Raw genomic sequence first — 16,952 nt, forward strand, 5'->3', positions numbered from 1 at the left:
CGGACTCCACCGGGCCGTGCGCACCCGCACCCCGCCCGGTGGAGTCCGTTCCCGCGTACGGTCTTGTACGGCGAACTTCGGCTGTCACCGGACTACCCGCAATCGACGTGGCGGCCATACGACGAGTACGGCCCGGCCTGCTACCTGCCGCGAACTGATGCACCCGTATTCTCGTGAGTCCCGTGAAACCCTTCGGTTGTCTCCCAGTACGAAAATTCCGTCCAGGGGTACGTCGACCCGCGTCCCGTTGTCGATCGAGCCGTCTGCCCGGGCGCTGCCGCCGACAAGAACGCTGTCCCCTCCTGTGGCGGCGACTCGCTTGACCATCCTGCGCCCGTCGGTACCGGAGGTGAAGACGACAACCTGGCCGCGAGCGGGACAGTGCCGCGTCAGTACCGGCCTCCGGACGACCAGGAGACGGTCGTCGACAATTAGTGTCGGCGCCATGGACTCCGTTGCTATCCGAACGAAATAGGTCAGCGAAGTCACGGCAATGACTGCCAGCGCCAATCCGGTCAGGTATATGATCTCGGCAGGGTGCACTGGTCGTTCCCCCAGCTGGCCGTCGGAAGGCCTGCCCCGCGATTCCTCGGCGAGGCAGGCGTGGAATTTCAACGGCCAAGTTTTAGCCTGAAGTCGGGGATGGCGTGATGTTGATCTCCGATGCTGAGGACAGCCGAGGCCCGCCTCACCTGGTACTTGATGTCCCCCAGAAGTGCATAGCCGCTTTCTCGCGCCGAGAACGGAGTCGGAAGAAGGCCCTCGTCGAATCCCTCGGAAGTGACGATATCCAGCTCGACGTACGAGGCCGGCTCGGAGATGAACCGGGTCAGTTCCAGAGGGAACCACACGGTATCGGTCTTGAATGAGTAGTGAACACTGCCGCCAGGTGCGAAGTTGACAAACTCTGACGAGTCTTCCCGCGCACTGTGGAAATACGAGCGAAGGAACAGGTCCTGACGCCCGCCGTTGTAGACGATCACGGCGCGCTGGAGTACCAGGCTGCAGGCCACGAATGATCCCGGATCAGTGACGCTCGGATGGTCCACCAGCGCCATGAAGATGGTATTGCCGTCCTTGAGGTAGCTGTCGTAGACGCTCAGGGCTTCGGGCTCCATCTCGATTCCATGGCGTCCCTGCCAGCGCACCAGCTCGTCGGGAGTCCATGCGGTGCAGGCGTTGAACACCTCGGACGTGCGAAGGTTCTTCAGATACTTCTCGGGGTAGTCCGACGGAATCCCCGGCCCGGTGGCCTGCTCGACCCGCTCGAAGATGTCGCCGTTCGCCACCCTCACCCGTGCCTCTTTGGGGGCGGGCCCCGACCACGTGACGACGAGTCCGCCGTCGAAGTACATGGGTGCGTCACCGCACTTAAGATCGGCATAGGCAGGTCGCGAAAAGCGGACCATGAGGCCTATCAGGACAACTGCCATGCACGTCATGACAACAATAAGCATGAGGCTCTCCCGTCTGTCACAATCTCTATGCTTGGGGAGCTTTTAGAATCAGTGAAGACGTGCCGCGCGCACGCAGAATGCAGTGGAGGCAATGGGGGCGGATGATCCCAGGAACCACTGGGCTTGATTCAAGCCTAGTCGCCGCCGACATGATTCGCAGCCGTACGGTAACCGTTCCGTCACGGCTGCGGCCCTCAACACCGTGCCGTCGGGCCGGTCGGTCAGCGGTTCACCGCCCGCATGCCGTCCTCGTCGTAGCGTTCGCCCGCCACTTCGGGCAGTTCGGCGTCGATGCGGGCCAGGTCGTCCGCGGTGAGCTCGACGTCGACGGCGCCCGCGTTCTGGTCCAGGTAGGTGCGGCGCTTGGTGCCGGGGATCGGCACGAGGTCCTCGCCGCGGGCCAGGACCCAGGCGATCGCCAGCTGGGCCGGGGTGACGTCCTTCTCCGCGGCGATCTCGTTCACCTTCTCCGCGAGCTTGAGGTTGGCCGCCAGATTGGCCCTGGTGAAGCGCGGGTTGGTGCGGCGGAAGTCGTCCTGGTCCAGCTCGTCCGGGGAGCTGAAACGGCCCGCGAGGAAGCCGCGGCCGAGCGGGGAGTACGGCACGAAGCCGATGCCGAGTTCCCGGCAGGCGGGGAGCACCTCGGCCTCCACGTCCCGCGTCCAGAGCGAGTACTCGCTCTGGACGGCGGTGACCGGGTGGACGGCGTGGGCGCGGCGGATGGTCTCCGCGCTCGCCTCGCTCAGCCCGATGTGGCGGACCTTGCCCTCGGCGACCAGTTCGCCGAGGGCGCCGACGGTCTCCTCGATGGGCACGTTCGGGTCGACCCGGTGCTGGTAGTACAGGTCGATGCGGTCGGTGCCGAGCCGCGCGAGTGAACCGTGGACGGATTCGCGGACGTGTTCGGCGGAGCCGTCCTGGCGGCCCACGGTCGACATGTCGCCCGGTACGGCGCCGTCCATCCGGTAGTTGAACTTCGTGGCGATCACGTACTCGTCGCGGTGTCCCCGCACGGCCTCGCCGACCAGGGACTCGTTGGTGAGCGGTCCGTAGACCTGTGCCGTGTCGAGGAAGGTGATGCCGAGGTCGAGGGCGTGCCGGATGGTCGCGGTGGCCTCGTCCTGGTCGGCCGTGCCGTAGAAGGCGGACATCCCCATGCAGCCGAGGCCGATGGCCGACACCCGGAGGTCCCGCAGACTGCGCTGTCGCACGTGAGCTTCCCTTCGTCTCGTCCCTGCTCGTCCGTGCCGTGGCCCGGCGCCGTCGTGGCGCCCCGGTCCGCGCGACCGGTCGGCCCCGTCTCCTGGGAGAGGACCCTACGGTGCCGGTGCCCTCCGGAGGCGGACCGGCACGGCCGGACGCGGGCACCCGTGGGGTGGGCGCGTCGACGGCGACCCCGGCCGGTCCGGTCGGCGGGCCCGGTCGGCGGGGCGAATGCGCCGACCGGGCGAGCGGGGCGTTCCCGGAACCCGTCAGGCCGTCGACGAGACGCCGTCGGCCGGTTCGCCGGCGACACCGGTCGGCCGGCCGTCGGCGTGCCCCTGGCCGACGTGCGGGGTCTTCTCCCAGCTGAACGGGGAGAACGCCAGCTGGTGGACCGCCCGCCAGGCCGCGATCGACCACAGCACCGAGTAGAGCGGGGCGAAGACCGCGGGCCACCCGCTCAGGTCGGCCCGCCGGGCGGCCGCGAAGGTGATGCCGACCCGCGCGACGATCGACACCCCCTGGGCGACCAGCACCGGTGCCAGTAGCCCGGCACCGAACGACGACGCGAACAGGCCCGACACGGCGAGCACGGTGAGGGCGGCCGTCACCGGCAGGACCAGGGCGGTCACCGGGGCGCTCGCGACCACGCCGAGCAGCACGAGCAGCCCCGAGGCGCGGAACCGGCGCAGGGTCCGGAGTGGGCGGCGGGTGTGCACGATCGCCGTCATCAGGAAGCCCTTGAACCACCGGGTGCGCTGGCGGACGAACGGCCCCGGCACGTCGAGGGCCTCCTCCCAGGTCACCGTCTCGGTCATCTCGGTGCGGTAGCCGAGCGCCGCGCAGCGCATGCCGAGGTCGGCGTCCTCGGTGACGTTCCAGGCGTCCCAGCCGCCGAGCGTGCGGAGGGTGTCGGTGCGGAAGTGGTTGCTGGTGCCGCCGAGGGGGATCGGCATGCCGAGCCGCACCAGCCCGGGCATCGAGAACCGGAAACGCAGGGCGTACTCCATGGCGAACTGCCGGGTCAGCCAGTTCACCTCGGCGTTGTGGAAGAGCAGTTGTGCCTGGACGCAGGCCAGCCGGTCGTCGGCCGAGGCGAACCGGGCGGCGACGCGGCGCAGTTGGAGGGGGTCCGGCCGGTCCTCGGCATCGAAGATCACCAGAAGCTCGCCGCGGGCCAGCATCAGCCCCAGGTTCACGGCCCGGGGCTTCGTCTGCGGAGGACCGGGCGGCAGGCGCACGATCCGGACGAAGGCGGGCGGATCGGCGGCGAGCACCGCCCGGATCGTGTCGGGGTCGTGCCGTTCCACCAGGACGAGCACCTCCAGCCGGTCCGGCGGGTAGTCCAGCGCGGCCAGGTGCCGGACCAGGGCACCGATCACCCCGGCCTCCCGGTAGGCGGGCACCACCACGGTGTAGAACGGGAGGTCCGCGTCCGCGAGCGGCGGTTCCTCCGGGGTCCCGCGGCGTCCGCCGCTCAGCAGCCCGGCCACCGCGACCACCGCGTGCAGCAGGCTGTAGGCCGTCGCCAGTGTCGTCAGCAGCAGGAGCGCGACCATGGGCGCGACCACCACCGCCGCCAGGACGCAGACCGCCCCGGCCGCGAGCGCCACCAGCTGCCAGCGGGCGAATCCGGACCTCGCCGCGAACTCCGGATGCCGGCGGGCGAACCCGTTGGCCATCTCGTCGGCCACCTCCGCCGACCGCTCCTCCAGGACCCGGTCCTGCGCCTCGGCCCCACCGCGCGCCAGTGCCTCGACCACATCCACTTCGACGAACCCCGCCATGCCTCCCCCTCCTCGTCCCACCGGTGACCACCAGTTCGATGATCACCGGAAGTATCCCGTGTCCGCGGACCGGCGCCGGACCGGCGTCAGGGGCGGACGCCGCCGGCTACGACGTCTCCTGATTCCCCGTCAGGATCTGCCCGGGCCGCTCACCTCTATTGACCCGGATCACCGGCGCCTTTCGGTCGCGCAATCATTTTCGGCCGTAATCGAATCCTTGACGGTTCGCGCCGCATTCGACCCCCCTATCCTCGTGCCCGATCGCAGCTCTGTCGGAGCCAGGCGATACACGCACGGAATTCCCGCCCAAACCGCCCACGATGGGGGAATCCTCATGCCGATGCCCAAAGCCGCCCGCTTTCTTGCCGTCGCCGGTGTCGCGGCGCTGCTCCCGCTCTCCTTCGCGTCCAACGCGCATGCGGCCACGTACCTGCAAACCGTTGCGCTCGAGAACGTCACCACGGGGAAGTGCGCCGACCTGCCGGGCTACGGCTGGAACCCGCTCGACACCCGGGTCGGCCAGTACAACTGCAGCTACGGCGTGTACGACAACCAGATGTGGAACCTGGAGCAGACCCGCACCGTCGACGGGCGGCCCCTGTACCGGTTCGCCAACTCCAAGAGCGGCTACTGCCTCGACCTGCCCGACTACGGCGCCGCCCCGGCCGGCGCCCCCGTGTCCGTCTACACCTGCAACTCCGACCCCGCGAACGACAACCAGGAGTGGTACCTCGTCGACGTGGTCGGCAACGGGGGCTACGAGATCGTCAACTACCGGAACGGCCTCTGCCTGGACGTGGCCGGCTGGGCCGGCGACGGAAGTGACCGGGCCAACGACCTGCCCCTGACCGTCTACCCCTGCTACGACAGTTCGTGGCACGGCGGCGTCCACGACGGCTACGACGACCACATCTGGCGTTTCGCCGGCTGATCCCACGCCAACCCGTCGATCCCGCACGCTCCTTGTGAAGCGTGCGGGATCGACACCGGCGGGATCGCGGTCGGCGTCCCGGTCGAGGGGGGACCGGCTGACAAGCCGATCACAGCTATGGACCCCACCGGAGACGGCAAGTACGGTGGGCGCGTCGCTGGAGGCCCGTCCCGAAACGCCTTCGAGCCGACCTTTCCTGGGCTGCCCGACCGTACTCGGCATCAGCCCGCACACAGCATCGGCAATGACAACTGACCAGCGCTCAAAAGGCGTTTGCACCGAAAACCCGACGGACGTGGCTCCGGTGCAGTGGCACGTTCATGAGGGGGATCGACAGTGACGTCGGCGAGCATGTCCGAAACCGGCCGGGTTCATCGGGCTTTCGAGGAACAGGCGAGACGGACCCCGGACCACATCGCCGTGGTGGCGCAGTCGGTCCGGACCACGTACTCGGAGCTCGACCGCAGGGCCGCCGCCGTGGCCCGCGAGCTGCGCCGCCTGGGCGTCGGGCGGGGTTCGCTGGTGGGGGTCTGCCTGGACCGCGACGAGTGGCTGATCCCGGCGCTGCTGGGGGTCTGGAAGGCCGGTGCGGCCTACGTGCCGCTGGATCCGGCCCACCCGGCGGACCGCCTGGAGTTCATCGCCACGGACGCCGGGATCTCCCACCTGGTCTCCTCGTCGGCCGTCCTCGGGCGCCACGGGAACGTCCGCCGGGCCGCCGGCGTCGACCTGCTGCTCGTCGAGACGGTGGTCCCGGGCGCGGACGACCGCGCCGCCCTCGACATTTCCGGCGAGCCGACGGACGCCGCGTACGTGATGTACACCTCGGGCTCGACCGGCCGGCCCAAGGGCGTGGTGGTCGAGCACCGCAACGTGACGGCCCTGCTGCGGTGGGAGTCGTCCGTGTACTCGGCCGGCGAACTCCGCGGGATGCTGGCCGCGACGTCCGTCTGTTTCGACCCGTCGGTGACCCAGTTGTTCCTCCCGCTGCTCGGCGGCGGGACGGTGATCCTGGCCGAGAACCTGCTCGCGCTGCCTGCCCTGCCCGCGCGGGACCAGGTCACGATGGTCTACGGGACGCCGTCCGTGCTGGCCGCGCTCGTGCGTGAGCCGCTGCCGCCGGGCGTGCGCACCGTCCGCGCGGGCGGGGAACCGCTCACCCGGGCCCTGGCGGACCGGATCTACGCCAACGTCGGCGTACGACGGGTCGTCCAGAGCTACGGCCCGACCGAATGCACCGTCAGCTGCGTGACCCACGAGGTGCCCAGGGCCGGGCGGGGGGAGCCGCCGATCGGGTCGCCCTACGTGCAGAGCGGCCTCTCGATACGTGACAGCGCCGGGAACCCGCTCGGCGACGGCGAGGTCGGGGAACTCTGGGTGTCCGGTCCGCTGGTCAGCAGGGGCTATCTGGCCCGGCCGGAGCTGACGGCCGAACGGTTCGTCACGGATGCGGCCGGAGTCCGGCACTACCGGACCGGCGACCTGGTCCGGCGGGCGGACGGGCTCCACCACTTCGCCGGGCGGGTCGACGACCAGGTGAAGGTCCGCGGCTTCCGGATCGAGCCGGGCGAGGTCCAGGCGACGCTCGCGGGACACCCGGCCGTCCAGCACGCCGTGGTGCTGGCGCCGGCCGACTCGGACGGCACCCGGCAGCTGTTGGCCTACGCGGAGTCGGCCGACCGGACGCTCACCGAGGCGCGGCTGCGTGCCTGGCTCCGGGACAGGCTGCCGGACCACCTGGTGCCGTCCCGGATCGCCGTCCTCGACCGCCTGCCCGTCGGTCCGACCGGCAAGGCCGATCGCGCCGCACTGGCCGCGGTGGAGTTCGGCCGCGGGGTCGACACCGAGTACGTGGCCCCGCGCTCCGACACCGAGCAGCGGATCGCGGAGGTCGTCGCCGGTGTCCTCGGTCTGGCGGATGTCGGCATCCACGACGACTTCGGCGCGCTCGGCGGCCACTCCCTGGCGGCCGCTCGCGTCTGTGCCGTCCTGGGCCGCGACTTCGGAACGACCGTCCCGCTGGCGGGCTTCCTCGCCGCGCCCACCGTCGCCGGACTCGCCTCGCTGCTGCGAGCCCGGTCGGCCGACGGCTCGGGCACCGGGCCGGAGCCCGCGCTGGTCCGTCACACAGGGCGGGACACGTACCCGCTGACGTCCGCGCAGCAGGGGATGTGGCTGCTGCGGCAGGTCAGTTCCGCCGAGCGCGCCACGACCATCGCCTTCCGACTGGGCCTGCGCGGACTGCCGGGCACGGCGCGGCTACGGGCCGCGCTGGACGCGGTGGTCGAGCGGCACGAGGTGTTGCGCAGCGTCGTGCCGGCCGGCGTCGTGGTGGACGCCTCGGGTCAGGGAGCGGACGACGAACCGGTCGCGATGGTCCGCCCGCCGGCCCCGGTGCCGTTCGAGGAGCACGATCTCAGGGGATTGCCCGAGGCGGAGCGGGTGAGCCGGGCGGCCGAGCTGACTCGGGCGGCCGCGGGCCACGCGTTCGACCTCGCCACCGAGACACCGCTCCTCAGGGCCACCCTGCTCCGGCTCGACGACGACACCGCCGAACTGGTCGTCGTGACCGACCACGTGGCGTTCGACGGCTGGTCGATCGGCGTCCTGATGTCGGAGCTGGTCGGCATCCCGGGTGGTGGGGCGGACCACGGGTCGGGCAGCGGCCCGGACATCACGCCGCCGCCCGTACAGGTCGGCGACATCGCGCTGCACGAGCGCGCGCTGGCCGCCAGGCCCGACCGGGTCGAGGGGTTGCGGGCCTTCTGGGCCCGGGAGCTGGCGGACGCCGTCCCGCCGCACGACCTCCTCTCCGCCGGGCCCGCCGGGCGCGCCGAGCCCGCCGGCCCCGGTCGACTGGTCGGCGAACGGCTGGCCCGTCCCCTCGACGCCGAGACGGCGGCGATGCTGCGCGAGCTCGCGGCCGACTGCGGATCCACTCCGTTCTCGACGTTCCTGACGGCGCTCGGTGTGCTGGTCGCCGGCCTCACCGGCCGGTCCGACGTCGTCCTGGGCGCAGCCGTGGCGCACCGGGCGCACCCCGAGCTGGAGGCGGTCGTCGGGCCACTGGTCGGCATCATGCCGATCAGGCTGAGGCTGGCGGAGGGACTGTCCTTCCGGAGCGCCGTCGGCCGTGCCTCCGCCACGACTGCCCGCGTCATGGACCATCCGGGGTTCACCGTGCAGGACGCCTTCGAGGCGGCCGGCGTCGAACACCCCCGGGGAACGATCGGCACCCCGGTCGTGCTCTCGCTCCAGCCGGCCGGCCTCCCGGTGGCGGTGGAGCACGACGGCGTCCGTCTGGAGCTGCTCGGCGAGGTGAGCAGCGGCGGGACGCAGGCGGCGCTGACCGTGTTCGTCAACGAGACGGCGCGGGGGCCCGAGCTCCAGATCGAGTACGACGTGGACCGGTTCGGCCCGGCCGACGCCGAGGCGTTCGCCGACCGGCTGCTCCGGGTCCTGCGCGCCGCGGCGGCCGATCCGGACCTTCCGCTGTCGGCCCTGGAGCTGGTGAGCGGAGCGGAGAAGGCCGCTCTGCTCGCCGCCGGCACCGGAGTCCCGCTGCCGGCCGGCGGTCCGCGGACCGTGGTGGCGGCCGTTCTCGACCAGGCCGCCCAGCGGCCGACCTCGGTGGCCGCCTCCGACTCGGCCGGCGAACTCACCTACGCGGAACTGGCCGAACGGTCCCGGCGAGTGGCCGCGGCCCTGCTCGCGAGGAGAGCGGCCGAGCCCGCGGCAGGACCGGCGGCGGCATTCACCGTGGGGGTCTGCCTTCCCCGCGACCGGTACCTGCCCGCCGCCCTGCTCGGCGTCCTGCGAGCCGGTGCGGCCTACGTTCCCCTGGAACCGGACCAGCCCACCGAACGGCTGCGCGGCCAACTCGCCGACTCCGGGGCAACCGTCGTCGTCGCCGCCGAGGAGACCCTCGCGCTGGCCGGCGAGCTCGGCGAATCGGTCGGCGTCGGCGTCCTCGACCTGGGCGGCCTGCCCGACCCCGGACCCACGAGGCTGCCCGAGGCGGCGCCCGAGGATCTGGCGTACGTGCTGTACACCTCCGGTTCGACCGGCCGGCCCAAGGGCGTGGAGGTCACTCACGCGAGCCTGGCGGCGTTCGTGGCCGCGATGCGGATCAGGCCGGGCGTCCGGCCCGACGACGTGATGCTGGGTCTCACGTCACCGGCCTTCGACGTGTTCGGGTTCGAACTCTGGGTCAGCCTGGCCTGCGGACTCCGGCTGGCGATGCTGGACCGCAAGGCCGCTGTCGACGGGTATGCCGTCGCGCGGTTCATCGACCGGGCCGGGGTGACGTTGATGACCGCCACGCCGACCACGCTTCGGATGCTGGTCGCCGCCGAGTGGTCGGCCCCAGGGGTGCGCGTCGTCAGCATCGGCGAGCCGATGGACCCCGGACTGGCGCGCGAACTCCTGGCGCGGACAGGCGAATTGTGGAACGCCTACGGGCCCACCGAGAGCACGGTCTACTCGACCGTGGCGCAGGTGGGGACGCCGGTCGGCGAGGCGGTGCCGATCGGCCGCCCCTTGGCCGGGGAGACGGCCTACGTGCTGGACGCCATGGGCCGGCTGGTGCCGCCGGGAGTCACCGGAGAGCTGTGGATCGGCGGTGCGGGCGTCGCCCGGGGCTACCGGAACCGGCCCGAGGCGACCGCGGCGGCGTTCACCGCGGATCCGTTCGCGCCGGGCGGACGGCGCTACCGGACCGGTGATCTGGCCCGCTGGCGGCCATGGGGGTCCCCCCGGCCGGAGACCGGCGGAGGCACCCTCGACTTCCTGGGCCGCCGCGACCAGCAGGTGAAGCTGCGCGGCCACCGGATCGAACTCGGCGAGATCGAGACCGCCCTGCGCGCGGAGCCCGCGGTCGTGGACGCGGCCGTCGTGGTCCTCGGCGACGGAGCCGACGCCCACCTGGTCGGCTACCTCGCGGTGGGCCCCTCGGCGGCGACCGCGGACGCCTTCGGCACGCCCGCGGTGGAGGAGCGCCTGCACACCCGTCTCCCGGACCACATGGTGCCCCGGCGGTGGGTCGTGCTCGACGCCCTGCCCCTGACGGCCTCGGGCAAGGTGAACCGGGGCGCCCTCCCGGCGCCCGGTCGCGAAACCGGCCGCGAACGGATCGCCCCGCGCACCGATGCCGAGCTGCTGGTGGCCGAGGTGTGGGAGACCGTGCTCGGGGCCACCGAGGTCGGTGCGCACGACGACTTCTTCGCGCTCGGCGGGCATTCGCTGGCGGCCACCCGGGTCGCGGGGCGGCTGATGGCGGCGCTGGACTTCGCGCTGCCGGTGCGCCTGCTGTTCGAGCACCCGGTCCTGGCCGACTTCGCCGCCGCGCTGGAGGCCCTGCTGCTGGCCGACCTCGCCGAATCGGCGGACCTCGCCGAATGGGCCGACCCTGCCGACCATGCCGAATCCGCCCGCCCGGCCTCCGTCACCGGCGGCGGTGCCGCATGACCGAGGTGTCCGCCGAGCGGCGGGATCCCCGGCTCACCAACGCGCTGCGTGCCCGGCTCGCCTCAGCCCGCCGCACCGCGGTCCGCGGCACCCCGGCGATACCCGCCCGGCCGGACGCGGGCGCCCCGGCCCCGCTGTCGGCCGCACAGACCCGGCTGTGGTTCCTCACCCAGCTGGATCCGGAGAGCACCGCGTACCACATCCCGGTCGCCCTGCACCTGCACGGACCCCTGGACCGTGCGGCGCTGCTGGGGGCGGTGCGGGATCTCGCCGAGAGGCACCAGGTCCTTCGGAGCCTGATCGTCGAGACCGACGGCGAGCCGGTGGCAGTGGCAGGCCCGGCGGACGCGGTACCGCTGGCCGAGGCCGATCTGACCGGGCCGGGCGAGCGGGAGTCGCTGGACCGCCGCCTGATCGAGGACCTGCGCAGGCCGTTCGACCTGGCAGTGGAACCGCCCCTGCGGGCGGTGCTGCTCCGGCTCGGCACCGACGAGCACGTCCTGGCACTGACGGTCCACCACATCGCCTTCGACGCCTGGTCGAGGACGGTGGCGGTGGCGGAACTGGCGGCACTGTACTCGGCGCGGCTCGGGCTGGCCGAGTCTCCCGCACCGCCACCGGTCCAGTACGCGGACTACGCGCACTGGCTCTCCCTGCGGCCGGAGGACGGGGACCGCGCGGAGACCGACCTGGCCTGGTGGGTCCACGCGCTGTCCGGTCTGGAGCCGGTCCTGGACCTGCCCACCGACCTGCCCCGCCCACCGATCGCGGAACGGACGGGCGCGGAAGTGCCGGTGATCCTTCCGGCCGCCCTGACCGCCAAGGTGCGCGGGCGGGCCGCCGAGACCGGCTGCACGCCGTTCATGGTGCTCCTCGCGGTCTGGCAGGAGCTGCTGGCCCGGCTGTCGGGCGTCGACGACGTGCCGGTCGGCGTGCCCGAGGCGGGACGACGGCACCCCGACACCGAGCACACCATCGGCTTCTTCATCAACACCCTGACCATGCGGACCGACCTGTCGGGCGGGCCGAGCGGCCGGGAGCTGCTGACCCGAGTGCGCGACGCGGCGCTGGAGGCCTTCGCCCGCACCGAGGTCCCGTTCGAGCGGATCGTGGACCGGCTGCGCCCGGCTCGCGACCTCTCCACCACGCCGATCTTCCAGGTCCTCCTCAACGTGATCGACACCCCGGCGGTGGCGCCGCGCTTCCCGGGCCTGACGGCGAGGGTCTTCGCACCGCCGGCGACAACGGCCAAGTACGAACTGAACCTGGCGTTCGCGGCCACCTCCTCGAACGGCACCGGCGACACCTACGAGGGGTCGCTGATCTACCGCACCGACCTCTTCGAGCGGCACACCGCGCAGCGGATCACCGAGTGGTACGCGGTCCTGCTGGACGGCGTGCTGTCCGATCTCGACCGCCCCGTGCGCGAGGTGGCCGTGGAACCGGTGGACGGACCGCTGCTGTCCGGGCCGCGCCGGCAGTTCGACCTGGAGCAGCCGCTGCACGGTCTGGTCGAGCGCTGGGCGGCCGAACGGCCCGACGCGACGGCCGTCGTGGGCCCCGACGGTGAACTCACCTACGGACAGCTGGACCGGCGGGCGAACCGGCTCGCGCACCGGCTGCTCGCGGCCGGAGTCGGACCGCGGGAACCGGTCGCCGTCCTGGCCGACCGCCGGACACCGCTCGTGGTCGCCCTGCTCGCCACCCTCAAAGCCGGCGCCATCTACCTGCCGCTCGACCCCGCGTACCCGGACGACCGGCTGGCCGACATCCTGTCGCCGGCGGGTGCGCGAGTCGTCCTCGCGGAACGGGAGTTCGCGCGGCGCCTCCCGGGGCGCGGTACGGACCTTGCGGGCACCCCCGCGGAGCTGCTGATCCTCGACGATCCGCCCGCCCCGGGTACGCCACCGGAACAGCCCGGCGGAGCACCGGGCGTGGCCGTCGATCCGACCGCGCCGGCCTACCTGGTCTTCACCTCGGGCTCGACCGGCCGCCCCAAGGGCGTCACCGTCGAGCACCGGCAGATCGTGCACTACCTGCACGCGGTGACGGAGCGACTGACCGGCTGCGGTGTCGAGGGGGGCGCGTTCGCCCTGGTGTCGACCCACGCGGCGGACCTCGGCATGACCAACCTCTTCGGCGCGCTGGCCACCGGCGGCACGGTGCACCTGGTGGACCGCGAGGTGGCCACCGACCCGGAGGCGTACGGGGAGTACCTGGAGGCGCACCCGGTCGACGCGGTCAAGATGGTGCCGAGCCACCTCGAACTGCTCGCCGCCCACGGGGACCTCGGCCGCGTGCTGCCCCGCAAGCTGCTCATCCTCGCGGGAGAGGCCTGCTCCTGGGACCTGGTGGCCAGGATCCGCGCCGCGCGGCCCGAGCTGTCCGTGCAGGTGCACTACGGCCCCACCGAGACCACGGTGTCCGTGCTCGGCTGCGCCGTGGAGGAGACCCCGCCGGCCCGGCGTTCGGGGACGGTTCCGATCGGTCGCCCACTGGCCGACGTGGACTGCTATGTGGTCGACTCCGGCGGCCGGCCGCTGCCCGCCGGGGTGCCCGGCGAGCTGTGGATCGGCGGGCCGAGCGTGGCGCGCGGGTACTTCGGCCGCCCCGACCTCACCGACGAGCGCTTCGTCCCCGACCCGGTGACCGGCACCGCGCGGTGCTACCGCTCCGGGGACCGGGTCCGGCTGACCACGGCCGGACTGTTCGAGTTCCTCGGCCGGATCGACGACCAGGTCAAGATCCGCGGCTTCCGGGTGGAACCGGGCGAGGTGGCCGCCGCGCTGCGCGACCTGCCCGAGATCGCCGAAGCGGTGGTGCTGCCGGTCGGCGAGGCCCATGCCAGGCGGCTCGCCGCCTGGGTGACCCCCGCGGCGCCGGCATCCGGCGTGGACGTCGCGCTCGTGCGCACGGCGTTGCGCGAGCGACTGCCCGACTACATGGTGCCCTCGGCGATCGTCGTGCTCCCCGCGCTGCCGCTCAACCCCAACGGAAAGGTGGACAGGTCGGCCCTGCCCGCCCCCGAGCCGGCGGCGAGTACCGAGCACATCGCCCCGGGCACGCCGACCGAGCTGCGCGTCGCACAGGCCTGGGCGCAGGTCCTCGACCTGGACGCCCCCGACGGCATCGGCATCGACGACGACTTCTTCGCCCTGGGCGGGGACTCCTTCCGGGCCGTGCGCGCCGTCCGGGCGATCGACCCGACGCTACGGGTGATCGACCTGTTCACCCGGCCGACCGTGCGCGAGCTGGCCGCGTTCCTCGACGCGGCACAGGCGGACGGGCCCGACGGTGAGCGCCGCCTGCTGCACCGGCTGGCGGGCCCCCCGCCCGGCCGGCTCCCGACCGTCACCGTGGTGTGCCTCCCCTACGGCGGCGGTTCGGCCGCCGCCTACGGTCCGCTCGCCACGGAACTGGCCAAGGCGATCCCCGGCGCGGCCGTACTGGCGGTGGAACCGCCGGGACACGACCCGGCGCGGCCGGACGAGCCGCTGCTCCCGCTCACCGTGCTGATCGACCGGGTCGTCGCCGAGCTGGCCGAGGCGGCCCGCCCGGCCCCGGGGACGGGCGGCCGGGTCGGCCCGGTGGCGGTGTACGGCCACTGCGTCGGCTCGGCCGCGGCCACCGAACTGGCGCTGCGTCTGGAAGCCGAAGGTGTCCCGGTGACGGGCCTGCTGGTCGGCGGGAGTTTTCCCGGTGCGCGGCTGCCGGGGCGTCTGTCGACCTGGCTGCGCAGCAGGTTCCCGGCCACCCGCTGGACGTCGGACCGGGCCTACCGGGACTTCCTGCGCACCCTCGGCGGCATGGACGACGGCGACGGCGACGGGGAAGCGGCCGAAGCGGCACAGCGGACCATGCTGCGCGCCCTGCGGCACGACGTGGACCAGGCGCAGGGCTGGTTCACCGGTGAACTGACCAGGGCGGACGCCCGCAGGCTACGGGCCCCGGTGCTCTGCGTGATCGGCGAACGCGACCGGTCCACCGAGCTCTACGAGGAGCGGTTCACGGAGTGGGGAGCCTTCGCCGACCGGGTGGAGCTGGCCACCCTCCCCAGAGCGGGCCACTACTTCCTCAAGCACCAGGCCGCCCAGCTCGCCGCGCTGGTCGGCGAGCGGCTCGGTGCCTGGGCCGGTGGCCTGCTGCCGGAGCCGATCGCCGACGTCACGGTCGTCGGCCGGACGGCGCGACACGACCTCAGGAAGTTCTACGTCGTCGCCGCGGGCCAGACCGTCTCGCTGATCGGCAGCGCGCTGACCTCGTTCGCCCTCGGCGTCTGGGCCTACCAGCGCAGCGGGCGGGTCCTCGACTACGCGCTGATCAGCATGCTCGCCATGCTCCCGGCGATCGTCGCGGCGCCGCTGGGCGGCGCGGTGGCGGACCGGATCGACCGCCGCCGGGTCATGCTCACCTGCGACGCCGTCTCCGCGACCGCCACGGTGTCCCTGGTGGCCGCGCTGTGGAGCGGCAGCCTGGCGCTCTGGCAGGTCGGTCTGATCGTGGGCGTCATGTCGCTGGTGACCGCGTTCCGGCGACCGGCCTACCTGGCCGCCGTCGCCCAGCTCGTCCCCAAGCCGTACCTGGTGCAGGCCAACGGGCTGGCCAACCTCGGTGCCGGACTGGGGACGCTGATCGCCCCGCTGGCCGGCGGCGCGCTGATCGGGCTGGTCGGCCTGCCCTGGGTGGTGGCCGTGGACGTCGCGTCGTTCCTCGTCGGCGTGGCCGCGCTGCTGTGGGTGCGCTTCCCCGACCGGCTCTTCCGGCGGCAGAAGGAATCCTTCGCCCGGACCGTCGTCGGCGGCTGGCGGTTCCTGATCCGGCGGCGTCCGCTGATGATCATGATCGTGTTCTTCATGGTGGAGAACTACCTGGGCACCCTCGCGGTGACGCTGACGGTCCCGAGCGTGCTCTCCTTCAGCGGCACCACGGCGGTGGGCGTGGTCACCACGGTCGGCGGCGCGGGTGCCGTGGCGGGCAGCCTGATCGTGGCGCTCTGGGGCGGCACCGCGCGGCGGGCGACCGGCATGGTGGGGTTCGTGAGCGGCGTCGGCCTGGGCGTCGTCCTGGTCGGCCTGCGTCCGTCGGTGACGGTGGCGGCCGTGGGCGCGTTCGTCTGGTGGGCGTCCATGAGCATCCTCAACGCGCACTGGCTGGCCATCATCCAGCTCAAGGTCGGCCCGGAGCTCCAGGGCCGGGTGCTCGCCACCAACCAGATGCTCGCCGTCGCCATGACCCCGCTGGCCTTCCTCACCGCCCCGCCCCTCGCCGGGTACTTCTCCGGCCTGCTGAACCCGGGAGGGGCGCTGGCAGGCACCGTGGGCCGAGCCCTCGGCACCGGGCCGGGCCGCGGCACCGGCCTGCTCCTCGTCACCTGCGGACTGCTGCTGATCGCCTGGGCCGTCCTGGGCCTGCGCCACCGCCCCCTGCGGTACATGGAGGACGAACTGCCGGACGCCGTCGCCGGTGCGGAGATCGCCGAGGACCTCGACGCCGTGCAGGCCGCGGCCGACCGCGCCATGACCGGCGGGGCGCGGTGGCCGGGTCGGCCGTGACGTGGCCCCGATCCGGATCGGGGCCACGTCATCGGCATAGCCGTGACACGTGGTGGAACTCCCTCGGGCGGTCGCACGAACACGCCACCTGAGCCCGCGGGCCCGGCCGGCCGGGGGAGGATGTCACAACAACCACTAACTCGCTGTTCTCAGCCATTGCCGACGCCGTCCACTTCTCGGACGGCGTCGGTGACGAGGCCAGGTGATGGCTCGTACGGCGATGGCCGGTTGGGCAGCGTTCGAAAACGGGGGCGCTCGAGGTGCTGCCACAGCCATGGCCGGGGACTTGAAGGTACTGGTGATCGGGGCGGCCGAAACCGGTCGGCAATGCTTTCGCCAGCGCTTTGAAGGCGCCCATCAGGTCGTGAAGGCTTCGCGGAGCGGCCCGGTGAAGGTGGATACGGAGGCTCTCTCCTCGCCGGACGCGCTCTTCGTCGGAGTGCCGGATCTCGACGTCGTGGTGTCTGCGCGGCCAGTGGCCCGCTGGTGGATCTGGTGGCAGCGGCGGACGACGAGATCGTCGCGGGAACCCGGTGCAAGCTGCTGGGGCAGGTCG

The 16,952-nt window shown here is 72.6% G+C and carries 7 protein-coding genes; 3 read left to right on the forward strand and 4 right to left on the reverse strand.

What is annotated here, in order from left to right; genetic code table 11:
* Positions 1-84 precede the first annotated feature (84 nt).
* From lepB to ACFWJ4_RS06180, 4 genes are all read right to left on the reverse strand, one after another.
* Positions 85-543 carry a signal peptidase I gene (gene lepB / locus ACFWJ4_RS06165; RefSeq protein ID WP_380539849.1) on the reverse strand — a complete coding sequence of 153 codons (459 nt, stop codon included), beginning with the start codon at positions 541-543 and terminating at the stop codon, positions 85-87.
* A 68-nt stretch (positions 544-611) separates the two neighbouring features.
* Positions 612-1,433 (reverse strand): hypothetical protein, encoded by an 822-nt coding sequence (locus ACFWJ4_RS06170; protein ID WP_380539785.1) that lies wholly within the window; start codon positions 1,431-1,433, stop codon positions 612-614.
* A 245-nt stretch (positions 1,434-1,678) separates the two neighbouring features.
* Positions 1,679-2,668 carry an aldo/keto reductase gene (locus tag ACFWJ4_RS06175; protein WP_380539788.1) on the reverse strand — a complete coding sequence of 330 codons (990 nt, stop codon included), beginning with the start codon at positions 2,666-2,668 and terminating at the stop codon, positions 1,679-1,681.
* A gap of 261 nt (positions 2,669-2,929) precedes the next feature.
* Positions 2,930-4,447, reverse strand: coding sequence for a glycosyltransferase (locus ACFWJ4_RS06180; RefSeq protein ID WP_380539791.1), 1,518 nt, complete (start codon positions 4,445-4,447; stop codon positions 2,930-2,932).
* Positions 4,448-4,787: 340 nt separating this feature from the next.
* Here ACFWJ4_RS06180 and ACFWJ4_RS06185 point away from each other — a divergent pair, with 340 nt between their 5' ends.
* From ACFWJ4_RS06185 to ACFWJ4_RS06195, 3 genes are all read left to right on the forward strand, one after another.
* Positions 4,788-5,378: an RICIN domain-containing protein gene (locus ACFWJ4_RS06185; protein WP_380539794.1), complete on the forward strand. Its 591-nt coding sequence runs from the start codon at positions 4,788-4,790 to the stop codon at positions 5,376-5,378.
* A gap of 351 nt (positions 5,379-5,729) precedes the next feature.
* Positions 5,730-10,844 (forward strand): amino acid adenylation domain-containing protein, encoded by a 5,115-nt coding sequence (locus ACFWJ4_RS06190; RefSeq protein ID WP_380539797.1) that lies wholly within the window; start codon positions 5,730-5,732, stop codon positions 10,842-10,844.
* A complete protein-coding gene (locus ACFWJ4_RS06195; protein ID WP_380539800.1) occupies positions 10,841-16,396 on the forward strand; it encodes an amino acid adenylation domain-containing protein in 5,556 nt (1,851 codons plus the stop codon). The genes ACFWJ4_RS06190 and ACFWJ4_RS06195 overlap by 4 nt, the downstream gene beginning before the upstream one ends.
* Positions 16,397-16,952 lie beyond the last annotated feature (556 nt).

The sequence above is a fragment of the Kitasatospora sp. NPDC127067 genome, assembly GCF_042724755.1.
Classification (GTDB): Bacteria; Actinomycetota; Actinomycetes; order Streptomycetales; family Streptomycetaceae; genus Kitasatospora; species Kitasatospora lactacystinica.